25 protein-coding genes are annotated in these 24,427 nt (G+C 66.6%); 11 read left to right on the top strand and 14 right to left on the bottom strand.

Annotated features, from left to right (window positions below; translation table 11 throughout):
• Positions 1–75: 75 nt before the first annotated feature.
• Both G9Q80_RS21515 and G9Q80_RS21510 read right to left on the bottom strand, forming a co-directional pair.
• Positions 76–849, bottom strand: coding sequence for a 3'(2'),5'-bisphosphate nucleotidase CysQ (locus G9Q80_RS21515; protein ID WP_088715177.1), 774 nt, complete (start codon positions 847–849; stop codon positions 76–78).
• Entirely contained in the window at positions 836–2,179 is a 1,344-nt protein-coding gene (locus tag G9Q80_RS21510) for a TldD/PmbA family protein (protein WP_088715178.1), read from the bottom strand. The genes G9Q80_RS21515 and G9Q80_RS21510 overlap by 14 nt, the downstream gene beginning before the upstream one ends.
• A 125-nt stretch (positions 2,180–2,304) precedes the next feature.
• Between G9Q80_RS21510 and G9Q80_RS21505 the strand changes: the two genes are divergently transcribed.
• On the top strand, positions 2,305–2,496 hold the full coding sequence (locus tag G9Q80_RS21505; protein ID WP_088715179.1) for a hypothetical protein: 192 nt from the start codon (positions 2,305–2,307) through the stop codon (positions 2,494–2,496).
• A 6-nt stretch (positions 2,497–2,502) separates the two neighbouring features.
• On the opposite strand, the gene G9Q80_RS21500 is transcribed toward G9Q80_RS21505, so the two are convergent.
• Together G9Q80_RS21500 and rbfA are read right to left on the bottom strand one after the other, a co-directional pair.
• On the bottom strand, positions 2,503–3,252 hold the full coding sequence (locus G9Q80_RS21500; RefSeq protein WP_088715180.1) for a phosphodiester glycosidase family protein: 750 nt from the start codon (positions 3,250–3,252) through the stop codon (positions 2,503–2,505).
• Positions 3,253–3,256: 4 nt separating this feature from the next.
• Positions 3,257–3,652 (bottom strand): 30S ribosome-binding factor RbfA, encoded by a 396-nt coding sequence (rbfA, locus tag G9Q80_RS21495; protein ID WP_043136118.1) that lies wholly within the window; start codon positions 3,650–3,652, stop codon positions 3,257–3,259.
• 112 nt (positions 3,653–3,764) lie between these two features.
• Here rbfA and dapB point away from each other — a divergent pair, with 112 nt between their 5' ends.
• Positions 3,765–4,574, top strand: coding sequence for a 4-hydroxy-tetrahydrodipicolinate reductase (gene dapB / locus G9Q80_RS21490; protein ID WP_088715181.1), 810 nt, complete (start codon positions 3,765–3,767; stop codon positions 4,572–4,574).
• 106 nt (positions 4,575–4,680) lie between these two features.
• On the opposite strand, the gene G9Q80_RS21485 is transcribed toward dapB, so the two are convergent.
• A complete protein-coding gene (locus G9Q80_RS21485; protein WP_088715182.1) occupies positions 4,681–4,878 on the bottom strand; it encodes a DUF1674 domain-containing protein in 198 nt (65 codons plus the stop codon).
• Between the two features lie 87 nt (positions 4,879–4,965).
• Here G9Q80_RS21485 and G9Q80_RS21480 point away from each other — a divergent pair, with 87 nt between their 5' ends.
• The 7 genes from G9Q80_RS21480 to G9Q80_RS21450 all read left to right on the top strand — a co-directional run bounded on the left by G9Q80_RS21480 (position 4,966) and on the right by G9Q80_RS21450 (position 13,724).
• Entirely contained in the window at positions 4,966–6,213 is a 1,248-nt protein-coding gene (locus tag G9Q80_RS21480) for an RsmB/NOP family class I SAM-dependent RNA methyltransferase (protein WP_088715183.1), read from the top strand.
• A gap of 91 nt (positions 6,214–6,304) precedes the next feature.
• Entirely contained in the window at positions 6,305–8,053 is a 1,749-nt protein-coding gene (locus G9Q80_RS21475; protein WP_088715184.1) for a heparinase II/III family protein, read from the top strand.
• A gap of 45 nt (positions 8,054–8,098) precedes the next feature.
• On the top strand, positions 8,099–9,688 hold the full coding sequence (gene purH, locus G9Q80_RS21470) for a bifunctional phosphoribosylaminoimidazolecarboxamide formyltransferase/IMP cyclohydrolase (RefSeq protein ID WP_043136130.1): 1,590 nt from the start codon (positions 8,099–8,101) through the stop codon (positions 9,686–9,688).
• A gap of 207 nt (positions 9,689–9,895) precedes the next feature.
• Positions 9,896–10,366 (top strand): signal peptidase II, encoded by a 471-nt coding sequence (lspA, locus tag G9Q80_RS21465; RefSeq protein WP_069209257.1) that lies wholly within the window; start codon positions 9,896–9,898, stop codon positions 10,364–10,366.
• Positions 10,367–10,420: 54 nt separating this feature from the next.
• Complete coding sequence (locus G9Q80_RS21460) at positions 10,421–10,942, top strand: DUF3035 domain-containing protein (protein WP_043136134.1); 522 nt, start codon at positions 10,421–10,423, stop codon at positions 10,940–10,942.
• A 101-nt stretch (positions 10,943–11,043) separates the two neighbouring features.
• A complete protein-coding gene (locus G9Q80_RS21455) occupies positions 11,044–12,408 on the top strand; it encodes a M16 family metallopeptidase (protein ID WP_088715185.1) in 1,365 nt (454 codons plus the stop codon).
• Positions 12,405–13,724, top strand: a complete 1,320-nt coding sequence (locus tag G9Q80_RS21450; protein ID WP_088715186.1) for a M16 family metallopeptidase — start codon at positions 12,405–12,407, stop codon at positions 13,722–13,724. Before G9Q80_RS21455 ends, G9Q80_RS21450 begins: the two co-directional genes overlap by 4 nt.
• 85 nt (positions 13,725–13,809) lie before the next feature.
• On the opposite strand, the gene dapA is transcribed toward G9Q80_RS21450, so the two are convergent.
• Complete coding sequence (dapA, locus tag G9Q80_RS21445; RefSeq protein ID WP_088715187.1) at positions 13,810–14,685, bottom strand: 4-hydroxy-tetrahydrodipicolinate synthase; 876 nt, start codon at positions 14,683–14,685, stop codon at positions 13,810–13,812.
• Between the two features lie 145 nt (positions 14,686–14,830).
• Here dapA and G9Q80_RS21440 point away from each other — a divergent pair, with 145 nt between their 5' ends.
• Positions 14,831–16,783, top strand: coding sequence for a lytic transglycosylase domain-containing protein (locus tag G9Q80_RS21440; protein WP_088715188.1), 1,953 nt, complete (start codon positions 14,831–14,833; stop codon positions 16,781–16,783).
• Positions 16,784–16,887: 104 nt separating this feature from the next.
• On the opposite strand, the gene G9Q80_RS21435 is transcribed toward G9Q80_RS21440, so the two are convergent.
• Both G9Q80_RS21435 and mnmC2 read right to left on the bottom strand, forming a co-directional pair.
• Positions 16,888–17,757, bottom strand: coding sequence for a DMT family transporter (locus tag G9Q80_RS21435; protein WP_088715189.1), 870 nt, complete (start codon positions 17,755–17,757; stop codon positions 16,888–16,890).
• 52 nt (positions 17,758–17,809) lie between these two features.
• Complete coding sequence (mnmC2, locus tag G9Q80_RS21430; RefSeq protein WP_069209253.1) at positions 17,810–18,484, bottom strand: tRNA (5-methylaminomethyl-2-thiouridine)(34)-methyltransferase MnmC2; 675 nt, start codon at positions 18,482–18,484, stop codon at positions 17,810–17,812.
• A 48-nt stretch (positions 18,485–18,532) separates the two neighbouring features.
• Between mnmC2 and G9Q80_RS21425 the strand changes: the two genes are divergently transcribed.
• Positions 18,533–19,573: an NAD(P)/FAD-dependent oxidoreductase gene (locus G9Q80_RS21425; protein ID WP_088715190.1), complete on the top strand. Its 1,041-nt coding sequence runs from the start codon at positions 18,533–18,535 to the stop codon at positions 19,571–19,573.
• 5 nt (positions 19,574–19,578) lie between these two features.
• Here G9Q80_RS21425 and G9Q80_RS21420 read toward each other — a convergent pair whose 3' ends face one another.
• The 6 genes from G9Q80_RS21420 to G9Q80_RS21395 all read right to left on the bottom strand — a co-directional run bounded on the left by G9Q80_RS21420 (position 19,579) and on the right by G9Q80_RS21395 (position 24,399).
• Positions 19,579–19,782 (bottom strand): hypothetical protein, encoded by a 204-nt coding sequence (locus G9Q80_RS21420; RefSeq protein ID WP_069209251.1) that lies wholly within the window; start codon positions 19,780–19,782, stop codon positions 19,579–19,581.
• Between the two features lie 205 nt (positions 19,783–19,987).
• On the bottom strand, positions 19,988–20,473 hold the full coding sequence (locus G9Q80_RS21415; protein WP_088715191.1) for a hypothetical protein: 486 nt from the start codon (positions 20,471–20,473) through the stop codon (positions 19,988–19,990).
• 90 nt (positions 20,474–20,563) lie between these two features.
• The gene (locus G9Q80_RS21410; protein ID WP_043136158.1) at positions 20,564–21,007 is read right to left on the bottom strand and encodes a MaoC family dehydratase; all 444 of its coding nucleotides are present in this window, start codon (positions 21,005–21,007) and stop codon (positions 20,564–20,566) included.
• Between the two features lie 104 nt (positions 21,008–21,111).
• The gene (locus tag G9Q80_RS21405; RefSeq protein ID WP_043136162.1) at positions 21,112–21,984 is read right to left on the bottom strand and encodes a TIGR01459 family HAD-type hydrolase; all 873 of its coding nucleotides are present in this window, start codon (positions 21,982–21,984) and stop codon (positions 21,112–21,114) included.
• A gap of 86 nt (positions 21,985–22,070) precedes the next feature.
• Entirely contained in the window at positions 22,071–22,400 is a 330-nt protein-coding gene (locus G9Q80_RS21400) for a hypothetical protein (RefSeq protein ID WP_043136725.1), read from the bottom strand.
• Positions 22,393–24,399: an OmpA family protein gene (locus tag G9Q80_RS21395; protein WP_088715192.1), complete on the bottom strand. Its 2,007-nt coding sequence runs from the start codon at positions 24,397–24,399 to the stop codon at positions 22,393–22,395. Before G9Q80_RS21395 ends, G9Q80_RS21400 begins: the two co-directional genes overlap by 8 nt.
• Between the last annotated feature and the right edge of the window lie 28 nt (positions 24,400–24,427).

Here is a 24,427-nt window from a genome sequence, read left to right as displayed (position 1 = left end):
CGCTGTGACGGGCTGCGTACCGGGCAATGCCCCCGCCTTGGGCGGTTTGCAGCCGGGTCGGTCCACGCAATGCGGCTAGAGCCTGCGTTGCATCAGGGCGGCATGCAGATCGGGGTTCGCCGCGATCATGCCTTCGGCCTTGGGGACCTGCGCGTTGAACCGCAACGGCGCGCCCTTGCCGTCGGTGATGCGTGCCCCGGCCTCGGACAGGATCAGTGCGCCGGGGGCAATGTCCCATTCCCATGTCGGGCGAAAGGTGAACATCGCGTCGTAGCGGCCCTCGGCGACCAGGCTTTGCCGGTAGGCCAGCGAGGGGCGGTAGCTGCGCTTGAGCTTTGGCAGGCCGCCGGGCCAGTGTCCGGCATCCAGGCTGGGGCGGGTGGCCAGCACCTCTGCCTCGTCGGGCCGCGCGGTGGCGCTGGCAGTCACGCGGTCTCCGTTCAGATGGGTGCCGCCGCCCAAACTGGCGGAATAGAGCTTGTCCATCATCGGCAGGTAGACGACCGAAGCAATCGCCTGCCCGTCCTCGACCACCGCAAGCGCATGGGCCCAGGTGTTTTCGCCCTCGATGAAAGAGCGCGTGCCGTCGATCGGGTCGATGATGAAGACGCGTTTTGTGTTCAGCCGGTCGGTGCCATCCGGGGTTTCCTCGCTCAGCCAGCCATAATCGGGCCGTGCCTCACGCAGGAATTGCGTCAGCAGCGTGTTCACCGCCAGGTCGGCCTGGGTGACGGGGCTGTCGTCTACGGCCTTGTACTGCACGCCCAGGTCGCCGCCGACAAAGGCGGTGGCCACTTCGGCAGAGCGGCGGGCCGCTTCGATCAGCAGGTCGAGATCATTCGCCGGCAAGGGTCAATCCTTCGACCAGCAGCGAGGGGACCACGCGGCTGAGATAGGCGCGCGCGTCATTGGCGGGTACGATGGACCGCAGCATGTCCCGCAGGTTGCCCGCGATGGTCACGCCGGACACCGGGTAGGCGGGTTCGCCGTTCTCGATCCAGACACCGGCCGCGCCGCGCGAATAATCGCCCGTATTGGGGTTGATCGTGGACCCGATCATCGAGGTCACCAGCAGGCCGGTGCCCATCTCGCGCATCAGGTCTTCGCGGCTTTGCGAGCCTTGCGTCAGGGTCAGGTTCCACGATGCCGGCGAAACAGAGGCCCCGCCGCGCGCGGCATTTGCGGTGCTCTCCATGCCCAGTTTCCGCGCATTGGCCAGGTCCAGCGTCCAGCCGGTCAGCACGCCCTTGTCGATCACGTCGCGCTTGCGTGTCAGCAGGCCCTCGGCGTCGAAGGGGCGCGAAGCGCTGGCGCGTGGGCGGTGCGGGTCCTCGATCAGGCTGAGATGGTCGGGTAGGATCTGTTCGCCAAGGGCCCCGCGCAGCCAGGATTGGCCGCGCGCCACCTGCGCGCCGTTCGCGGCGGCGACCATGTGACCGATCAGGGACGCGGCGACCCGCTCGTCGAAAAGCACGGGGTAGGCGCCGGTCTTGGGCTTGCGCGGGTTCAGGCGTTCCAGGGCGCGGGCGGCAGCGCTGTCGCCAATGTCCTGCGCGCTGCGCAGATCGGACTGAAAGGTGCGGCTGTCGCCGTCGCTGTCGCGCTCCATCCCCAGGCTCTCGCCCGCGATGGCCACACAGTACAGCGCGCGCGACGTCCGCTTGTAGCTGCCTGAAAACCCGTTGGTTGCCGCCAGGGCGATGGTCTGTGCGGTGTATTGCGCGGCCGCGCTGTCGATCCGGGTGATGCCGTCGTGCGACAGGGCTGCGGCCTCTGCCTGCCGTGCATCTTCCTCCAGCGCGGCGGGTGCCGGTTCCGGCGCGGGATCGGCCAGCTCCAGCGAGGCGACGTCCCAGTCGGTGGCGATCTGATCAGGATCGGCCAGGCCGGCATAGGGGTCCTCGGGCGCCTCGCGCGCCATTGCCACGGCGCGGGTGGCCATTTCGGCCAGCGCCTCGGGCCGGATGTCCGACCCCGAGATCGAGGCGCTGCGCTGCCCCAGGAAGACCCGCAGGCTGAGGTCGCGGTACTCGGCCCGCTCGGCCTGTTCCAGGACGCCGCCGCGCACGTCGATGGACTGTGCCGCGCCATCGACCGCCAGGGCGTCCGCCGCGTCGGCACCTGCCTTGCGGGCGGCGTCGAGCAGGGCATTGGCAAGCGATTGGCAGGTGTCGGTCATGGGAGCCTCTGGATTGATGTCCCTCCGAGGTAAGCCGGACCGGGAAGAGAGGCAAGGCCAAGGCCGTTTCCCTGTGCCCGGTTTCGGAAATAGCCTGATCCGACTGGGACAATCAGGGGGTGGCGATGTTCGGGGCCAAGGCGATTTGTGATGGGCGCATTGCCTTGTTGAGCGCCGTGCAGCCCTTTCCCATGACCGATGTGAATATCCGCCTGGGCAGCACCGCGACCGGAAACGAGCCCGGACTGAACATGGATATGCCTATTCTTGCGGGACGTTCGGACTGCTGCGCATGTGCGGCATCCTGGCAGAACTGACCGGTCCTAGCGTGTGCTCTCGGTGACGGCCACGATCGGCCCCATGCGGCGGCCAAGGTCGGCGCGGTTGATCTGGGGCGCATAAAGCCGCGAGATGTTTCCGTCCAGGAACAGGGCGTTGGGCAGTTTCAGCACATCGCGGAACAGGCGGGCGAACTCGTGAAAGGTGACCGTGTTCTGCGAGATGGCAAAGACCGCGCGGTCACCGTTCGCCGAAGTGCCCACGCCATTGCGGATGTAGCGTGACGAACTGTCCGGCAGGAAACGCGGGTGCAGGGCGCCTTCGATAACCAGCATCGGACCCGACTGGGTGGCATGGCGGCAGCGCGGACGGCGAGCAAGAAAATCCCGTGTCTCGATCACCCGCGCCCAGCCCTCGCCGATGCAGAAGATGCCGTTCGGCAGAAGCCCGAAGTTGCCCTGCGACGGACCCGAGATCACGCGCATCTCTTCGCGACCGTCCTCGAGGTAGTAGCCGACAGGAGAGCGGTCCTCGTGGTACATTCCGGCATTCATGCCAAAGACAAGATCCTTGCCCTTGCTGGCCAGGTCGGCCTTGAGCAGGCTGAAATGTCCGTAGGCGTCGCCACTTTCGTCGGCGCGGAAGAGGCGCAGGTTCTCGCGTCCCGGATCGACCTCGCAGACCACATAGGCGTTGCCCTCATGGTCGATGTCGCGGCATGTCACCGCCTGCGCCGCAGGGGCAATGGCCAGCGTGGCGGTCAGCAGGGCAAGGCAGGCGGCAATTCGGCGCATGAGCTCAGTCGTCGAGATCGCGGCGCACGGCGTCGTCGGAAAACAGGCGGCGGGTGTCGTCGAGGTGGTCGAAGGTCTCGTCGAGGCGAAAGCGCAACTCTGGCGCGAACTTCAGGGTCAGGCCGCGCGACACGGCGCGGCGCAGCTCCCCCTTGTTGCGGTCCAGCAGCTCGAACATGTCGGCCTGGTGCTCGCCGCCCAGGGGCACGACATAGGCGGTCGCGACCTTGAGGTCGGGTGACACCCGGACCTCGCCCACGGTGATCGAGAGCCGGTTGAGATCGGGATCGTGGATATCCCCGCGTTGCAGCACCTCGGACAAGGTGCGGCGGATCAGCTCGGCGACCCGAAGCTGGCGTTGGCTGGGCCCGGGGCCGTCGTGGAATCTGTTGCGTGCCATAGGTCCAGACTTAAGCTTGCTGTCTTCGTTTGCCAAGCGCCCCGCGTGGGGCGTGCATTTGCCGGAGAGGAGCGGTAACAGGGGCGGAACAGTGGCGTCAAGGAGCGGGACGATGGAGGATTACGGCGTTGTGGTGACCGGCGTTTCGGGCCGGATGGGCCAGATGCTGGTACAGCAGGTGGCGGCGCATGAGCGGCTGCACCTTTGCGGAGCCCTGGAGCGGCCCGGACACCCCTGGGTGGGGCAGGACCTGGGGCTGGCCTCGGGCGGCGCGGCATTGGGTGTCATGGTTTCGGATGACCCTCTGGAGGCCTTTGCCCGTGCCCATGCGGTGATCGATTTCACCTCGCCGGCGGCGACCGTGGCCTTTGCCGAACTCGCCGCCCAGGCGCGGCTGGTGCATGTGATCGGCACAACCGGGCTTGCGGAGAGCGATCTTGAGAAGATCGCGCTTGCAGCGCGGCACGCGGTGGTGGTGCGGGCAGGGAACATGAGCCTCGGCGTGAACCTGCTGACGACGGTGACGCGGCAGGTGGCGGCGGCGCTGGACATGGACTGGGACATCGAGATCGTCGAATCGCACCACAACCAGAAGGTGGACGCGCCGTCTGGTACTGCGCTGATGCTGGGCGAGGCCGCGGCCGAGGGGCGGGGCGTTTCGCTGTCCGACGTGTCTGATCGCGGCCGTGACGGGATCACCGGTGCACGCAAGAAAGGGGACATCGGGTTCCATGCGATCCGCGGTGGCGACATCGTGGGCGAGCACGAGGTGATCTTTGCCGCAGCCGGAGAGCGGATCGTGCTGAAACACATTGCTTCGGACCGGGCGCTGTTTGCCCGAGGCGCTTTGAAGGCAGCGCTCTGGGGGCAGGGCAAGGGACCGGGCGAATACGACATGCTGGATGTGCTGGGACTGAAATAAGTCCCGCGCCCGCGCGCCGCCCGGAGCGACGCCCACCCGCCCATCCGCGCGCTCCGTTCGGCACGCGGGCGCGGGCGGTCTGGCGTACTTTCCGGGCGCATCCGGATCAGAAGTCGATGGCGAGGCCCTTCTTCTCCCAGTCGCCGTAGCGCACGGGTTCGGGACCGTCGCGGCCGCCCAGTTCCCGGGGGAGAGCCTGCGTTTCGGCCTCGGCCCTTGCGCGGCGTTCGGCGGCTTCGGCCAGCGCGCGCTGTGCGGCGGCGGGGAGATCGGGCCTGTCGGTCTTGGGGTCGGTCTCGGACATGGGCTTTCCTCGTCTGGTGCTGCTTGATATACGCCCGCCGGTCTGTCGGGCAACCCCGCCCCCCAACCGCCGTTCCGGAGATCGCCCATGTCCAAAGCCCCCAGCCCGGCCCGCCTTGCCGCCGTCGACCTGCTGGACCAGGTCCTGGGACAGGGGCGACCCCTGTCGGAAAGCGAAAGGCTGGAGGTCCTCGCGCCATCGGACCGCGCGGCAGCACAGCGGCTGGCCACGGAAACTCTGCGCGGAATGGAACGGGCCGACCGGCTGCTGAAACCGCACCTGCGCAAGGCGCCTGCGCCAAGGGTCATGAACATCCTGAGGTTGGGTGCGGTGGAACTGTGCCTGGGCGGGACCGCGCACGGCGTGGTCAGCGACTGTGTCGAGATCGCCGCCGCCGGCAAACGCACGCAGGGCGCGCGCGGTCTGGTCAACGCGGTGCTGCGCAAGCTGGCCGAAGAGGGGCCGGCAGCCTGGGGCAAGCTGCGCATCCCGCGCTTGCCGAAATGGCTGCGCGATCCTCTGGTCGAGGCCTGGGGGCCCCAGGCGGTGGCCAACATGGAGCGTGTTCATTTCGAAGGTGCGCCGCTGGACCTGACACCGAAGCCGGGCGCGGATCTTTCGGCGCTGGGGGGCGAGCTGCTGCCCACCGGGTCTGTGCGCCTGCGCGACGTGGGTCAGGTAAGTGCCTTGCCGGGATTTTCCGAAGGCGACTGGTGGGTACAGGATGCCGCTGCTGCGCTGCCGGCGAAACTGTTGGGCGATGTGGCGGGGCAACCTGTGCTGGACATGTGTGCGGCGCCCGGTGGAAAGACGCTGCAACTGGCCGCAGCGGGGGCCAAGGTCACCGCGTTGGACCTGTCCGAGGCGCGGTTGAAGCGGGTGCAGGAAAACCTCGACCGGACCGGGCTGACGGCGACATTGGTTGCAGGCGACGCGCTAGAACACGAAGGCCAGTACGACGCGATCCTGCTGGACGCGCCCTGTTCTGCCACCGGCACGATCCGCCGCCACCCCGACCTGCCGCACGCCCACGAGGGCGAGCGCATCAGCGAGTTGATCGGGTTGCAGGAAGCGATGCTTGACCATGCGCTGCGCCTGCTCAAGCCCGGCGGGCGCCTTGTCTACGCCACCTGTTCGCTGATCCCGGACGAGGGCGAATGCCAGGTGGATGAGGCGCTGGCCCGCCATCCGGACCTGCAGGTGATCCCGCCAGAGGCACCCTGGATCGAGGACCGCTGGCGGTCCGAGGAGGGCGGACTGCGGCTGCGGCCCGATTATTGGGCGCCCAGGGGCGGCATGGACGGGTTCTTCATGGCGGTCCTCACGCGCGGTTAACTCTGTGGTGACTTCCGCCGGGGAGCAATGTATCCTGCTACAAACAAGCCCGAAACGGGCGACCCGAGGCAGATCGCAGAGCAACCGGCCCATGTCCACGGCGCGAAACTGGCGAACCGCGCATGCGCGGATGATGAACCGCATGCAGGCGCGCATGTCGGCCAGTGCCCGTCCGGCCGAAGGGTTTGTGTCTCAACCTGAACCGCGCACCGTGGGGTTCTTTGCCCGGGGGCGGCAGATGCTGGCCGGGAACCTGATGTTCGCGGGCCACCTGGTGCAGGCCGAGGGGCGGTCGATCTGGGCCATAGATCCGCCCGATCCCGCCTTCGAGGAGGAAATCCACGGTTTCGGCTGGCTCGATGACCTGGCGGCGGTGGGGGATGCCAAGGCGCGGGCGCTGGCGCAGGCCTGGCTCTGGGAATGGGTCCGTCGCTATGGCAAGGGCCGGGGGCCCGGCTGGACACCGGAGCTGAGCGGGCGTCGGGTGATCCGCTGGATCCATCATGCGCTGTTCCTGCTGCGCGGGCGCAAGGCCGACGACAGCGAGGCGTTTTATACCGCCCTTGCGGCACAGACCCGTTTTCTGGCCAAGCGCGCCCATGTGGCCGCGCCCGGACTGCCGCGGTTCGAGGCAATGACCGGACTGCTGTACGCGGGCCTCTCCCTGCAGGGGATGGAGGCGCATGTTGCCCCCGCGCGCGAGGCGCTGGGGTCGGATTGCGTCAAACAGGTCGATGCGCAGGGCGGCATTCCCACCCGCAATCCCGAGGAACTGCTGGAGGTCTTTACCCTGCTGACCTGGGCGCAGCAGGCGCTGCAGGAGGCAGATCTCGACCCCGATCCGCGCCACGTCCAGGCGATCGGGCGCATTGCGCCGACACTGCGGACGCTGCGCCATGCCGATGGCGGGCTGGCGCGGTTTCACAGTGGTGGACGGGGTCTTGAGGGGCGGCTTGACCGCGCACTGGCGGCCTCGGGCAACAAGAAACGGCAGGCGGACGGGCTGGCGATGGGGTTTGCCCGGCTCTCGGCCATGCGCACCTCGATCATCGTCGACGCCGCGCCGCCACCGGCAGGGGCGGCCTCGGCCCGCGCCCATGCCTCGACCCTGGCGTTCGAACTGACCTCGGGGCGGCGCCCGGTGATCGTCAACTGTGGCTCCGGCGGTGGGTTCGGCGAGGCATGGCGACGGGCGGGGCGCGCAACGCCCTCTCATTCCACACTGTGCTTGCAGGGCTATTCCTCGGCCCGGCTGGGGGCGCCGCGCTGGATCGGTGAGGCCCGGCGCGAGTTGCTGGAGGACGCGCCGCGCCATGTTCCGGTGCAGATGAGTCACCTGCCCGAAAGCCTGCGGTTTGAGGGCGGGCATGACGGCTATGTCACCGTGCAGGGGCTGACGCATGCGCGCAGCCTGGAATTGTCGCTGGACGGGCGCAGCCTGCGGGGCGAGGACTACCTCGTGGCTCTCGACGCGCCATCGAAGAAACGGTTCGACCGGGCGATGGATTCGATGAAGCTGGCCGGCCTGCCTTACGAGATCCGCTTTCACCTGCATCCGGATGTCGACGTGGCGCTGGACATGGGCGGCACTGCCGTCTCGATGGCGCTGCGCTCGGGCGAAATCTGGGTGTTCCGCTTTGACGGGGCGGTGGACATGGCGCTGGAACCCTCTGTCTATCTGGAAAAGGGACGATTGCAGCCGCGTGCGACGAAGCAGGTCGTTTTATCCGGGCGCGCGATGCAGTATGCGACGCGCGTCCGCTGGTCGCTGGCCAAGGCACAGGAGACGGCCCTTGCCGTCCGTGACCTTGTCCGCGACGAGGTGGACGAGACCGCCTGACACGGTCTCTTGCCGCAATAGAACGACCTTCCGAGGGGATCCTCCATGTCCGACCTTCAGCCCGTGCGCCGCGCGCTGCTTTCCGTATCCGACAAGACCGGCCTGACCGACCTGGGCCGCGCGCTGGCCGCCAGGGGGGTAGAGCTGCTCTCGACCGGCGGGTCCGCCAAGGCGCTGCGCGAGGCAGGGCTGGAGGTGCGCGACGTGGCCGACCTGACCGGCTTCCCCGAGATGATGGACGGTCGGGTCAAGACGCTGCATCCCAAGGTGCATGGTGGGCTGCTGGCACTGCGCGACAACGGGATGCACACGGCGGCGATGGCCGAACACGGAATTGTCCCGATCGACCTGCTGGTCGTGAACCTCTACCCCTTCGAGGAGACAGTGGCCAAGGGCGCCGATTATGACACCTGCATCGAGAACATCGACATCGGCGGCCCGGCGATGATCCGCGCCGCGGCCAAGAACCATGCTTTTGTCACCACCATCGTCGATGTCGAGGATTACGACGCGTTGCTGGCCGAACTGGATGCCAACGACGGCTTGACCTCGATCGAATTCCGCAAGCGGCAGGCGCAGATCGCCTATGCCCGCACCGGCGCCTATGATGCCGCCGTCAGCACCTGGATGGCCGCTGCCATCGGCGAGGCGACCCCGCGTCGCCGCGTGTTCGCCGGGACGCTGGCGCAAAGCCTGCGCTACGGCGAGAACCCGCACCAGAACGCGGCGTTCTACACCGACGGGTCCAACCGTCCGGGCGTTGCGACCGCCGAACAGCTTCAGGGCAAGGAACTGAGCTACAACAACATCAACGACACCGATGCGGCCTTTGAACTGGTGTCGGAATTCCTGCCCGGTGACGGCCCGGCCTGCGCGATCATCAAACATGCCAACCCCTCGGGCGTGGCGCGCGGTGGCAGCATGCTGGAGGCCTACCAAAAGGCGTTCGATTGTGACCGCACCTCGGCCTTTGGCGGCATCGTGGCCCTGAACGGCGCGCTGGACGGCGAGACCGCCGAGGCGATTTCCGAGATCTTCACCGAGGTCGTGATCGCGCCGGCCATCCACCAGGAGGCAAAGGACATCTTTGCCAAGAAGAAGAACCTGCGCCTGATCCTGGCGCCGGGTCTTGCCAATCCCGCATCCGCCGGTCTGGCCTGGCGGCAGGTCGCTGGCGGCCTGCTGGTGCAGGACCGCGACAATGGCGCCCGCGCGCTGGACGACCTGAAGGTGGTGACCAAGGTCGCCCCGACCGAGGCGCAGATGCAAGACCTGCTGTTTGCCTGGAAGGTTGCGAAACACGTCAAGTCCAACGCCATCGTCTACGTCAAGGACCAGGCCACCGTCGGCGTCGGCGCGGGCCAGATGAGCCGGGTCGATTCGGCGCTGATCGCGGCCAAGAAATCCGAGCGCATGGCCGAGGCGCTGGGCCTGCCCGCCCCGCTGACGCAGGGCTCTGCCGTGGCCTCGGACGCGTTTTTCCCCTTCCCCGATGGGCTGATGGAGGCGGCAGCAGCGGGGGCCAGCTGCGTGATCCAGCCCGGCGGCTCGATGCGCGACGACGAGGTGATTGCCGCAGCCGACGAGGCCGGGCTGGCGATGGTCTTTACCGGCATGCGTCACTTCCGCCACTGAGGGGCAGGGGGCGTCGTGATCGGGGGTTTGCTTTCAGCATGACCCCCGTCACCGGCGGCGACTCCTCGGGGTATTTGTACCCGGAAGAAACCTGACGCGGGACGCGGGGCGGCAAAGCCGCTTGCGCGCCCCGTTGCGGCCCACTAGGTCTGCGACCGAAAAATGCGGGAGGCGGTTCTGGCACAGGCGGCGAAACGAACTGGCGGGTTGAGGCTGGTGTTCTGGGTGACGCTGGTCATCTTCCTGCTGGACCAGGTGACCAAATACCTGGTCGTGCATGTCATGGGGCTTGGCAACAAGCTGGCCATCGAAGTCCTGCCGCCTTTCCTCAACTTCCGCATGGCCTGGAACTATGGTGTCAATTTCGGATTGTTCTCGGGCGATGCGGCGGCCACCCGCTGGATCCTGATTTCCGTTGCGATGGGCATCGTCCTGTTCGTCGTGGTCTGGATGCGTCGAGATCCCCCGGGCGTCATGGGCCTGATTTCGGCCGGTTTCCTGATCGGCGGGGCGCTGGGCAACGTGATCGACCGGCTGGTTTACGGTGCGGTGGCGGATTTCCTGAACATGTCGTGCTGCGGCATCGACAATCCCTATGCTTTCAACGTCGCGGACATCGCGATCTTTATCGGCGCTTTCGGGCTGATCCTTTTTCCATCGCGCAAAAAGGCCCCGTGACGCCGGTCCCGAGATGGGGTAAGGCTGGCGAAACTCGGAATTCGGAGGGAAGCGATGCGGCGCGCGCATCTTGTTGCAATCCTTGGCCTGGCGGGTATCGCCTCCTGTTCGGCGATCGACCGTGACAAACCCCTGCACGATCTGCGCACCAACAGCGCAGAGCCGGAGGAGTTCGCCATCGTTCCGAACAAGCCTCTGGTTCAGCCGGAAAGCTATGCGCAACTGCCGCCGCCCACGCCGGGAGGTCCCAACCGGACCGACCAGACGCCCAAGGCAGACGCTGTTGCCGCGCTGGGTGGCAATCCTTCGCGCCTTGTGGCCAGCGGCCCGGGTGTTCCGGCGGGCGACGGCGCACTGATCCAGCGCGCCAGCCGTTTTGGCCGCGATCCGGGCGTGCGCCAGGAACTGGCCCAGAAAGACGCGGACTTCCGTCGCTCCAAGTCGATCTTCAACTGGTCGATCGTGCCGCAGGACGACTACAATCGCGCCTACAGGCGCGAGACGCTGGACCCTTATCGTTGGTTGCGCGTCTACCGCCGTGCCGGGGCCACGACACCGGCCGCGCCGCCCGAATGAGGAACCGGCCCCGCGCGCCGGTCACGAGACCGTAACTCCGGCTTGAAGTTGCCGCCGCCGCGCGTACCTAATGCGACATCCGGAAAACCAGAGGATGCCGCATGCGCCGACTGACCCTGTTATTCGCTTTCGCCCTATCAATGACCGCGCCTGTCGCCGTTTCCGCCCAGGAGGCCGGCAAGGTCACGACCTTCGGGCTGGACAACGGCATGGACGTTGTCGTGATCGAGGATCACCGCGCCCCGGTCGTGGTCCACATGGTCTGGTACCGCGCGGGATCGGCGGATGAACGCCCCGGATCGTCGGGGGTGGCGCATTTCCTGGAGCACCTGTTGTTCAAGGGCACCGATACGCTTGAGCCCGGAGAGTTCAGCGCCACGGTTGCGCTCAATGGCGGCACCGACAACGCCTTTACCAGCTACGACACCACCGCCTATCACCAGCGCGTCGCGGCCGACCGGCTGGGCCTTATGATGAAGATGGAAGCTGACCGCATGGTCAACCTGCGCCTGTCGGAGGCTGATATCCTGACAGAGCGCGAGGTGATCATCGAAGAGCGCAACATGCGGGTGGAAAACAGCCCCGGGGCGCTCTTCCGCGAACAGAAGGACGCCGCGCTATATCTCAACCATCCCTACGGCACGCCGGTGATCGGCTGGCGGCACGAGATGGAGCAGTTGGACCTGGACGATGCGCTGGCCTACTATCGCCAGTTCTACGCGCCCAACAATGCCATCCTGGTGGTGGCCGGGGACGTGACGCCTGAAGAGGTGCGCACCCTGGCAGAGGAACACTATGGCCCCCTGCCAGCCAATCCCGATCTTGGGGAGCGCGACCGCCCGACGGAACCGCGCCACCTGTCGGAACGGCGGATGACCTATACCGATCCGCGCGTCTCGCAGCCCTATATCACTCGCAGCTACCTGGCCCCGGCCCGCACCAGCGGCGCCCAGCAGGAGGCCGCCGCGCTGGCCATCCTGTCGGAGGTCCTGGCCGGTGGGCAGACCTCTGTCCTAACCCAGAAACTGCAGTTCGAAAGCCGGGTCGCGGTCTATACCGACGCCTATTACGACGACACGACGCTGGATGCCTCCAGCTTTACGCTGGTCGTGGTGCCGGCAGCGGGGGTGAGCCTGCAAGAGGCGGAAACCGCGTTGGACGATGTGCTGGCCGAGGTGATCGCGGAGGGGATCGACCCCGACCAGCTTGACCGGATCAAGTTCCAGATCAAGGCGGCCCAGATCTATGCGCTGGACAACCCCGCCAGCATCGCGCGGCGGTACGGCAATGCGCTGACCACCGGCCTGACGGTCGAAGACGTGCAAGACTGGCCCGATGTCCTGCAGGCCGTGACCGGAGAGGACATCGTGGCCGCCGCGCAAAAGGTGTTCGACCGCCGCCATTCCGTGACCGGCTACCTGATGGCGCCGGACGCGCAGACCCCGCAGCAGGAGGTGACCCAATGATCCGCCGCTTTGTCCTTGCCTTCGGCATGATCTGTGCCGGCTTCGCCGCCCATGCCGAGATCGAGATCCAGGAGGTGACAAGCCCCGGTGGCTTCAAGGCCTGGCTAGTCGAGGAGCCGTCTATCCCCTTCGTTGCGCTGGAAATCCGGTTCCTGGGCGGTGCGTCGCTGGATGCGCCGGGCAAGCGTGGGGCGACCAACCTGATGGTCGGTCTGCTGGAAGAGGGCGCCGACGAACTGGATGCGCGCGGCTTTGCCGAGGCGCGTGACGGGATCGCGGCACAGTTCCGCTATGACGTTGGCGACGATACGGTCAGCGTTTCGGCCAAGTTCCTGACCGAGACGCGGGACGAGGCCGTGGACCTGTTGCGCTCGTCGCTGGTCTCGCCCAGTTTCGATGAGGCTGCCATCGACCGTGTCCGCGCGCAGGTGTTGTCCGGTATCCGCTCCGACGCCACCGACCCGGACGAGATCGTGGGCGATGCCTTTTATGAGCTGGTCTTTGGCGACCACCCCTATGGCACCAACCAGAACGGCACGGTCGACAGTGTCACCTCACTGACCCGGGCCGATATCGTCGATGCGCATCGCGCCGCCTTGGCGCAGGATCGCGTTTTTGTCGGCGCCGCAGGCGACATCAGTGCCGAGGAACTGGGTGCTTTGCTGGATCGGCTGTTCTCGGACCTGCCCGAAACCGGCGCGCCGCAGCCAGCCGACGTGGAGGTGCAGACCGAGGCCGGCGTAACCGTGGTGCCCTTTGACACCCCGCAATCGGTGGCGATCTTCGGCCACAAGGGAATGAAGCGGGACGATCCCGACTTCTTTGCCGCCTATGTGCTGAACACGATCTTTGGCGGCGGCGGATTCGAGGCCCGACTGATGAACGAGGTGCGCGAGAAGCGGGGCCTGACCTACGGCGTCTATTCCTACCTTTCGCCGCGCGAGCACGCGGAACTGATGCTGGGCCGCGTGGCCTCTGCCAATGACCGCATCGCCGAGACGGTGCAGGTGATCCGCGACGAATGGACCAGGATGGCGACCGAGGGTGCGACGCCCGAGGAGCTGGAGCGCGCCAAGACCTACCTGACCGGCGCCTATCCGCTACGGTTCGACGGCAACGCACCGATTGCCCGGATCCTGGTGGGCATGCAGATGGACGACCTGTCGCCCGACTACATCACGACGCGCAACGCCAAGATCGAGGCGGTCACGCTGGAAGACGTCAAGCGCGTGGCGGGTGAGTTGATGAAACCGGACGAGCTGCGCTTTGTCGTGGTCGGCCAGCCCGAAGGGCTGGAGGCGACGGTGGGGCAGTAACGCTGTCGCTGACAAATGAAAAAGGGCTGGAAACCGCGAGGTTTCCAGCCCTTTCTTTTTCCGGTCCCGAAAGACCGAAGTCGACTCAATTCATCAGGCCCGCGTGGCGCAGGGCGCTGTCCACCTTGGCGCGTGTCCCTTCGGTCAACGGCACCAGCGGCAGGCGGACCTCGTCGGAACAGAGCCCCAGCCGCGACATGGCGTATTTCGCGCCGCAGAGGCCCGGCTCTGTAAAGATCGCCTGGTGCAGCGGCATCAGCCGGTCCTGGATTTCCAGCGCCTTGCCGTAGTCACCGGCCAGGCAGGCCTCTTGCAGGTCTGCGCAGAGCCGGGGCGCCGCGTTCGCGGTCACCGAAATGCAGCCGACCCCGCCCTGGGCGTTGAACCCGTGCGCGGTGGCATCCTCGCCCGAGATCTGCAGGAAGTCCTGGCCGCAGGTGATGCGTTGCAGGCAGACGCGGGCCAGGTCGCCGGTGGCATCCTTGACGCCGACGATGCGCGGCAGCTTGGCCAGTTCGCCCATCGTGTCCGGCGACATGTCCACGACCGAACGGCCGGGGATGTTGTAGATGATGATCGGGATGTCGGCGCAGTCGTGCACCGCCTTGAAATGCGCGATCAGCCCTGCCTGGGTCGGCTTGTTGTAATAGGGTGTCACCACCAGCGCGCCATCGGCGCCGACCTTGGCGGCATATTCGGTAAAGCGGATCGCCTCGTCGGTGTTGTTCGACCCGGCCCCGGCGATCACCGGGATGCGTCCCGCGACCGCCTCGACCACGCAGGCGATGACCTCTTCGTGTTCACGGTGCGTCAGCGTCGGGCTTTCTCCGGTCGTGCCCACGGGAACCAGCCCGTGCGAGCCTTCCTCGATGTGCCATTCGACCAGCTTCTTGAGCATGTCGAAATCCACGGCGCCGTCCTTGAACGGCGTGACCAGGGCAGGCATTGAACCTTTGAACATGACACGCTCCTTTCATTTTTCCGGCCCGGTGCGGCTTGCGGTGGAAACCCGCCGACCCCGCGACTATGTGAGTTGCACGAGTCCGCCCCGGACGTATCCTTTGCAAGAAGCGTCTATTCCTTTTCATCACGGAAAAAGCAAGTCGATGTCACGTCTCCTTGCCTTGTTGTTGCTGTTCGTCACCGCCCTGCCAGCTTTTGCGCAGGAGCGCGGAGCCTCTTTGGCCAAGGCCATGCAATCCATGCGCGAGGGCAACTGGGCGGCGGCCCGAATCGCGGCGCGCGGCGACGGGCAGGCGGCGGTGGACGTGATCCTCTGGCACGCTCTTAGGGCGGGGCGGGGCGATGCGCGCGAAGTTCAGGACTTCCTGTCGCGTCACCCGGATTGGCCGGGCCTGCCCTACCTGCGCGAGAAATCCGAACCTACCATGTCCGAGGCCTCGCTGGACGAGATCCGGGCCTTCTTTGCCGACGCGCTGCCGCAGACCGGCAGCGGCGCCTTGTCCCTGGCCAAGGCGCATATGGCGCAAGGCAACGAGGGCGCGGCCCAGGCCGACATCGTTCTGGCCTGGCGCACGCTGTCGATGACCTCGGACGAACGACGCGCCTTCCTGACCACCTGGGGCGAGATCCTGCGCGACCATCACGAGGCCCGCCTTGACATGGCGCTGTGGCAGGGGTGGAGCCGCGATGCCGGCCAGATGATGGGGCTTGTCGACGAGGGCTGGCAGGCGCTGGCGCAGGCGCGGCTGGCGCTGCGATCTTCTGCGCCAGGCGTGGATACGCTGATCGCCAAGGTCCCCGAAGAACTGTCCGATCACCCGGGCCTTGCCTACGAGCGGTTCCTGTGGCGGGTGCGCAAGCGACGCACCGAGGACGCCATCGAATTGTTGCGTGCACAGTCGGTCAGCCCGGCGGGGCTGGGCGAACCCTGGGCCTGGGCGCCCGAGCGGATCGACCTGGCCCGCGAGCGGATGCGCGCAGGCGCCTATGCCGAAGCCTACGAGATCGCCGCCCGGCACTGGCTGGTCGAAGGCACCGAATTTGCCGAGCTGGAATGGATCGCGGGCTTTATCGCGCTGCGGTTCCTCGACCGGGCCGACCTGGCCGTGATGCACTTCGAGAATTTCCGCGAGGGGGTCTGGACGCCGATTTCCGTCGGACGCGGGGGCTATTGGCTGGGCCGTGCCTACGAGGCGGCGGGCGAGGCCGAGAAGGCGAAAGAGGCCTATGCGATCGGGGCCGAGTACCAGACGTCATTCTACGGCTTGCTGGCTGCGGAGCGCGCGGGCCTGCCACCGGACCCGACCCTGGCGGGCAACGAGGCCTTTCCGGACTGGCGCCAGGCCGACTTTACCAAGTCCAGCGTCTTTGAGGCGGCGGTGCTTTTGCTGGCCGCAGGAGAGACCAACCTGGGAGAGCGTTTCCTGACACACCTCGCCGAGTCGCTGGACCGCGAAGGCATGGGCCGCATGGGTATGATGCTGATGGAGATGAACCGTCCGCATATCCAGGTCATGCTGGGCAAGCGTGCGGCACAGTTCGGCATCCAGTTGCCGGGCCCCTACTACGCACTGGATCCGCAGGTGACCGAAGGCGAATACCCCGTACCCAAGGAGTTGGTGCTCTCGATCGCGCGGCGCGAGTCCGAGTTCGACCCGGGGGTGATTTCCGGGGCCGGTGCGCGCGGCTACATGCAGCTGATGCCCGGTACGGCCAAGCTGGTCTCGGGCCAGCTGGGGCTGGAATACGACCTTGACCGCCTGCTGACCGATCCGGGCTACAACGCCAAGCTGGGCTCGCGCTACCTGGCCGGGCTGTCCGAGCGGTTCGACGGCAACGCGGTTATGATGGCGGCGGGTTACAACGCGGGGCCGGGGCGGCCGATCGGCTGGATGGAACGCTTTGGCGATCCCCGCAAAGGCGACATCGACATCATCGACTGGATCGAGATGATCCCCTTCGACGAGACCCGCAACTATGTCATGCGCGTCACCGAGAGCCTGCCGGTCTACCGCGCGCGGCTGGGCAAGCCGCCGCACCCGGTGCCCTTCAGCCAAGAACTTGTGGGCGGCACGCTGAAGGCGGTGCTGGACTGACATGTGGCGGCGGGGGCAGGGGGCGCTGCCCCCTCTGGACCTGCGGTCCATTCACCCCTGAGGTATTTGGAGCCCAAAGAAACACGGCGGATGCCTTGGGGTCTTCAACCCTCTTTCTGACGTGCGCGCCACAGGGTAAAGAGCCCGGCCGCCACGATCATCCCGGCACCGAAGACCACGTTCCAGCGCAGCGTCTCGCCAAAGACGACCAGCCCGAGGGTGCTGGCAAAGACCAGTTGCAGGTAGGCAAAGGGCTGAACCGCGCTGGCCTCGGCCACCTCGTAGACGCGGATCATCAGGTAGTGTCCCGCTGCGCCGGTCAGGCACAGGAGGCCCATCCAGGCCCAGTCCGGTCCGGTCATCGGCACCCAGAACCAGCCCCCGATCGCCGTGGCCACGACGACGCCGGATACGCCGGTGTAAAAGAACGAGGTGGCGGAACTGTCCCCCCGCGCCACGTAGCGCGTCAGCAATGCGTATAGGGCGAACATCAGCGCCGCCAGCAACGGGATCGCGGCATAGGGTGAAAATACCCCGCCCGAGGGCTGCAGGATGATGATGACCCCGGCAAAGCCCACCGCGATGGCCGTCCAGCGGCGCCAGCCGACGTGTTCGCCCAGCACCGGGCCGGACAGCGCGGCCACAAGCAGCGGATAGGCGGCAAAGACAGCGTGGCTTTCGACCAGGCCGAGGAAGACGAATGCGAGGACCATCACGTTGATCTCGACCACCAGGAGCGCACCGCGAAAGACCTGAAGCCAGGGAAAGGCGCTTTGCGCCGCCGCGCGCAGGCCCCCCGCCTTGCGGCCCGCCACCGTCAACACGAAGGCGGCGAAGAACCAGTAACGGATCATCACCACCATCATGACGTTGTATTCCCCCGCCAGGTGGCGCGAAATGCCGTCCTGCAGGGCAAAGACGAAGGTGGTGGCCACCATGAGCCAGATGCCGAGGCGCGTGTTCTGCTGAGCCATTGCGATATGTCCGGGGTCGCGCCGTCGCGTGGCATGGCCCCGTCGCGCGGGGTCAGCCGGGGACCGGCGGTTTTAGGGCTGTCGTCATGTGACGTTTCCGGCCATATCCCGCCACGCGTGTGACCTCAAGCCCCGCTGCCGCAAGGGCGCGGCGGACGTGGCCGGCTGCCGTGTAGGTCGCCGCTGTGGCGCCGGGGGGCATGTGCCGGGCGACCTCTGCCATCAGATCCGCGTCCCAAAGCTCGGGGTTCTTGGCCGGCGAGAACCCGTCGAGGAACCAGGCATCGGCCAGACCGTCCCAGCGCGGCAGGGTTTCGCGGGCGTCGCCTTGGATCATCTCGAAGTGCAGGTCGGGCAGGTCAAAACGCGCCTGTCCCCAGTGCGGCGCCAGCGCGTCGGCAAGATCTTCGATCTCCGGGAACCTTGCCTGTGCGCGTGTCATTTCGGCGGGCGACAGGGGGAAGGCCTCGAAGGTGGTGAAATGCAGGACGCCGGTTTGACCGGAGGCGCGCCAGAGCCGCAGCGCGGCCAGAAGGTTCAGCCCGGTGCCGAACCCCAGCTCTGCGATCCGGAACCCGTCGCGGAACCGGTCCGGCAGGCCGTTGCCCGACAGGAAGACATGCGCGGTTTCGGCCAGCCCGTTTTCCAGGCTGTAATAGGGATCGTCGAAACGGGTCGAGACCGGGATCTCGTCCCGCCAGTCCAGATCGCTGCTCTGGTCGGGCATGGCATTCTTCCTTATCAACGGGCCGAGTTCTGACGAGGAGGGCAGGCAATGGCAAGCGTCGAGGTGACGGTGCGCGGGGCGGGGATCTTCGGCCTGTCGGTGGCCTGGGCCTGCACGCGGCGGGGCGCGAAGGTACGCGTCGTCGATCCCCATGGCCCGGGGGCCGGGTCGTCGGGCGGGATCGTCGGCGCGCTGGCGCCGCATGTGCCCGAGAACTGGAACGAGAAGAAGGCCTTTCAGCTCGACAGCCTGCTGATGGCAGAAGGGTTCTGGGCGAGGGTCGGGGAAACCGGCGGCGTCAGTCCCGGCTATGCCCGCACCGGCCGGTTGCAGCCGCTTGCGGATGAAGCCGCCATCGCCCTGGCCCGAACCCGTGCCGAGGGGGCCGAGGCGCTTTGGCAGGGCAGGGCGCATTGGGAGGTGATCCCGGCCGAGGGGCTGTCCGGTCTGTCACCGCAGACCCCTTCGGGCATGCTGATCCGTGATACTCTGACGGCCCGCATGTGTCCGCGCCGCGCCTGCGCCGCACTGGTGGCAGCGCTGGAGGTGTCCGGCGTCGAGATCGTGACCGAGGCGCCGGACGCGGGGGCCGTGGTCTGGGCGACAGGCTGGAAGGGCCTTCACGACCTGACCGAGGCGCTGGGCCGCAAGGTCGGAGACGGGGTGAAAGGGCAGGCCGTGCTCCTTCGCTACGCGGCGCAGGACGATCCGCAGTTGTTCGTCGATGGGCTGCACATCGTCCCGCATGCGGATGGGACCGTGGCCATCGGCTCGACCTCGGAGCGTGACTTTGACGATCCGCTGTCGGTGGACGATCAGTGCCAGGCGCTGGTCGATCGGGCCTATGCGGCGGTGCCTGCCCTGCATGGCGCCGCCGTGCTCGAGCGTTGGGCCGGGGTCCGCCCGCGCGCCCGCTCTCGGGCGCCCCTTCTGGGGGCCTGGCCGGGACGTGCCGGGCATTTCGTGGCCAACGGCGGGTTCAAGATCGGTTTTGGCATGGCGCCCAAGGTGGGCGAGGTCATGGCTGACCTGATGCTGGAGCGGCGCGATGCCATCCCGGCAGGTTTCGGTTTCGACGCCCTGCGCTGAGGATGTCAGGCGTCTGCCTGGCGCGGATCGTGGATGCGACACTTCCAGCTGTGCAGGCGCCACCCCGGGTGGCTGTTCGTCCATTTTGCAAGCTCGGCCTGTCCGTGCAGCATGCAGGCCATCAGGCTGACGTCCTGGAAAAGGAAGTGCCGTTCTTCGCAGTGACCGCGGTCCAGGAGCAGGCAGGTGACAAAGACTAGTTCTATCATGAATGGACCTCCGCTGAAATGTGGCGTCGATCCTACGGTTTGGCCCCGGGGACATGTCCTGAAGAAGTTCTGAATAATATCTGAAAGTTGCCGCGTCCGCGGCTTCCGTGCCCGCTAGGGTTGAGGGGGCACCAAAAGGTACGTGCGACCGTCGAGGGACGCGCGTGCTATGCGGACGGGACCGGGCGAAGAGCCGCCCTGGCGATCAGCGTACCCAGCCCTCGCCCGGCAACCAGCGATAGCCAGCGCGGGACTTGCCGTCCGACAAACCCGTTCCGAACCCGAAGGTCACCGTATCCGGATCGCATTCCAGCCGGGCGAGGTCCTTTCCGTCCTTGGAGACGGTCACGCCACCGAAGCGCTGCGACGTTTCGGTGTCGCCGACCTGCCGTTCGACCCCGGCGAAGACGGTATAGCGGTATTCTTCATTGCGAAAACTGGCCTCTTCCCAGATGTCCCGTCCGACACCCGGCCAGGGCTGGTAGTCGAGCATGGCATAGGGTTCGAACAGCTCCATCTCAGGGCGCCCAGCAGGGCCAAAGCGATAGACGGCGGCATCCTGTTCCGCGCAGACCTCGAGGATCTTCGTTGACCCCGCGATACGACACTGGACAAAGGTGGATTCGGAGGTGGAACAGTCGGCGACAGCCGGTCCGGCGGCGAGGAGAAACAGGGAAAGACAGCGGATCATGAAAGCCCTCGGGAAAATTAATCGTGCCGGACCATAGGTCCGGCACGCGGGGCGCTCAAGACGAGTTCTGATGGCGCGAAGATTGCCCGATCAGTCGAACTTGCGTGACGGCGCCAGGACCTTGGCCTCGCCGATCAGCACCTTCTTGCCATCGACCGAGCAATGGGTTTCCAGCGTCACGCGGCGCTTGGCGTGGTCGATGTCGATCACCTTGACCTCTGCATAGACCATGTCGCCGGGGCGGACGGGGCCAAGGAATTTCAGGGTCTGACCCATGTAGACCGTGCCGTGACCCGGCAGCTGCTCGCCGATGACGGCAGAGATCAGGCCGGCGGTCAGCATCCCGTGGGCGATGCGCCCTTCGAAGATCGTGTCCTGGGCATAGTCGTCATCCAGGTGCACCGGGTTCCGGTCGGTCGAGACCTCGGCGAACATCTCGATGTCCTGATCCGTCACCTGTTTGCGCAGGTAGCGGGTCATCCCCATTTCGATGTCTTCGATGCAGATCGTGCCGCGGGGCATATTGTCCAACATCCGGCCCTCCATGTGCAAACCGTGCGGTAATAAATGCGCGGGTTGTCCGCGCTTTCGGTAATTTTATTACTTTGCGGTTGCAGCAAAGGCAAGCAAAATCTGCCTCATCGGAGCGTTCCAATGGTGAAGATGGGATTGATCATTTCCTTTTCGGTATAGGCCTTTAGCGCGTCTGGGTCGGGTTGCTGCGTCGTTTTGGTCTCTGCCCGCGCCAATCCGCCGCTGATGAAGAGGGAATCGATATCCTCGCCCATCGCCCCGTCGATGTCGGTATGCGCGCCGTCGCCGATGGCCAGGATGCCCGCGTCCGGTACACCCTTGCGGTGTTCGGCAAGGCGGCGGCGGGCCAGGTCGTAGATCGGCGGATGCGGTTTGCCGAAATACAGGCTCTCTCCGCCCATCTCGGTATAAAGTTTCGCCAGCGCGCCCGCACACCATTCCCGCCGCTCGCCCCGGTCGACGACGATGTCGGGATTGGCGCAGAGCAGCTTGATGCCCTTCTGCTTGGCATAGAGGAATTCCGGGCGGTTCACCTCGGGATCGGCGTGGGGGTCGAAGGGACCGCAGCAGATGATGCCCTCGGCTTCGTCCAGCTCGACCCGCTCGATCTCGACCGGGTCCTCGATGATCTTGAGCGGTTCAAAGAAGGAATGGTCAAAGGCCTGCCCCATGAACCAGACCTTGCGCCCGACGGCGCCGCGGAACATCGCGGCCCGGGCGCTGTCGCCGGAGGTGGCAATGTCGTCCCAGGCATCCTGAGGCACACCGAAACGGTCCAGTTGCTTGGCGACCTCGTGACGTGAGCGAGGGGCGTTGGTCACGAGGATCACGCAGCCGCCGCGCTGGCGGTAGCCCTGCAGCGCCTCGACGGCCGAGGGGATCGCCTGCACGCCGTTGTGCACGCAACCCCAGAGATCGACGAAGAGCGCGTCGTAACGGTCGGAGATTTCGGAAAGGGCGGTGATGATCTGGGTCATGTCGGCGGGTCCTCGTCGCGCGATTGTCGACCCGCTCATCCCATATACCGACCGCTCTGGAAAGGGCCGGGGCCCTCAGGCCCGTTTCAGGCCTGCTGGTTCATCCGCTCGACGTGGGCGCGCATTTCCTCGGCGTCCGAACGCGCCTCGCGCAGGCCCTCCATCGCCGCCGACAGCTCGGCCTCGGTCTGGGCCAGCTGGTTGGTCAGCTCGGCCTCGCGCTGTTGCAGGTAAGTGATGGCCTGGTCGCGCGTTTCCTCGGCCTCGTGCAACTCCTGGCTCATCTTTTCCAGCTGGTCCATGTCGGCCTGGCTGACGCGCTTGAACCGATGCACCAGCCAATGGGCGAACCAGCCCAGCAGGAAAGCAACGAAGAGGATCGCTGCGGTCGTCACGATGAATTCGGTCCTATTCATCCCCAGTTCCTCTGCCCTTTGGCGGCCTGATCCTGCCCAGTTCCGGATCCGGTTGCGCCTCTGCCGGTGCACCGGGTTCGATTGCGGGGGGCGCGTCCACCGTTTCCGGGTCGGCGTCTGCCGCAACAGGATCTGCATCCGCGGCCGGGTCCGAATCGCCCGGTTCCGCCCCTTCTTCGCCCTCTTCCGGTTCGGGTTTCAAGAGCTTGAATTCGATCCGGCGGTTGGCCTCGCGGCCTTCCTCGGTGCCATTGTCGGCAATCGGGATCGTCTCGCCATAGCCCTTGGCGGTGTAGGACCGCGTGGGAACCCGCCGCGCGCGCAGCGCGTCCAGAACCGCCTGGGCGCGGTCGCGGCTCAGCTCCTGGTTCATGATCTCGCGGCCCTGGCTGTCGGTGTGGCCACCGATTTCCAGCGCGATGTCGCCACATTGCTTCAGCAGGTCGGCCAGTTCGTCCATGATGTCCTCGGCCGAGGCATCCAGCCGGGCGGAACCGGGCTCGAAGGTGATCTTTCTGTCGCCGATGATCTCGACGATCATCGCCTCGCATTCCTCGGGCGTGGGCAGGCCGGCAACCGGGTCCAGCGCCTCGACGTATTCCACGTCGATCTCGAAGGCCGCGGCTTCACCCAGCTTGGCCACCAGCAAATCCGCGATCTGGGCGCTGGCCTCCGTGTTGCCGGTCTTGCCGGTGACGGTCACAAGGTCGGGTGTCACCGTGACCGCGCCATGCGACAACAGCGCCAAAGCGTCGAGACCGGCGAGAACCCGCACCGTCCAGTCGCTTGGCACGCCCTCTGTGACGCGGGCCGCGGTGTAGACAGCCTCGGAGCTGAAAAGCGCCCGGGCAAAACTGTCCGCCGTGGCGCGGGCCTGTTCCGTGCCCAGCCGTCCGCGCAGCTGCACGGCCCCCTCGGGGCTGAGCGTGGCCACGAAATCCGGTGCGCCCTCGGGTTCCGCCTCGGGTGCCTTGGGCAGGTCGGCGGTCAGGGCAAAGAGATCGGGCAGCGCGGCATCCAGCTCGCCGACAACCCGGTCGAACAGGGCCTGGTTGGTGCCTTCCAGCGCGACAAGGGATACGTCCGCATTCGAGAAGGTCAGCGTGCCTCCGCCCAGTTCCGCCAGCTTGGCAATGCCGATTTCCACCGCGTCGGCCCAGCGGCGCGACGGCACGCCCAGACCCAACCGGCAGCTTGCCTTGCCTTCGAGGCCGGCCTGGGCGGCTGCCCGCAGGATACGGTCGCGACCGGTCTCGGTATCGGCGGAGCAGGCGTCGAACCGTGCGCCGTCCGCGTCGATGGCAAAGCGCAGCGTGAATGGAGAGATGACCGGGCGCGGGGCCGAGAAATCCAACGCCAGGCGCAGGTCCTGAGGCTTGCGCCGGGACAGTGCGGTTTCCAGCCGGCTGCGGGCCTCGGGGCTTTCGGTCATGGCCTTGATCGCCACCTGGTCGGCGGCGACGGAAATCTTGGAGCGGGGCAGGTCCTTGAGGGCGGCAGAGGCAAATCCCAGCGCGTCGGCCCAGCCGTCGGGTTCCGGGAAATCGGCGGTTTCCAGAAGGTCCATTACCTGACCGTCGCCTGAAAGGCTGCGAAAACCCTCGATCAGTGCATCGCGGTCGGTGGAGGCCGGGACCAGTCCGATCACGGATATCCCGGCGTCGTTGCGCAGGATCTCGACCGAGAAACTGGGTGGTGCGATTGCTTCGGGTTCTTCGACCAGCATCTGGTCGATCACCCGGCTGGCATCGACGACGCGGCCCGCCGCGCTCAGCGCCTGGAAGCGCGCCGCTTCGTCCGGGGCGGTGCCGAAAAGAAAGACCTGAAGGCCGTTGGTGTCGACCTCGGCCCAGGTCAGACCGTCCGAATCCAGTTCGGACAGGACGCCGGTCAGCGAGGCGCGTTCCACGGCGTTGCCGGCGAAATTTGCGGTCACGAGGCTGAGCACGCCCGCCGCGGCGAATATGCCACCAGTGATGACTAACGAGGAGAGGCGCATGGGCGCTGGGTTTTCCTTGTTTTTTCAG

The sequence above is a fragment of the Mameliella sp. LZ-28 genome, from assembly GCF_012274245.1.
Lineage (GTDB): Bacteria > Pseudomonadota > Alphaproteobacteria > Rhodobacterales > Rhodobacteraceae > Antarctobacter > Antarctobacter albus.
This window is presented reverse-complemented; position numbering and strand designations above follow the sequence as displayed.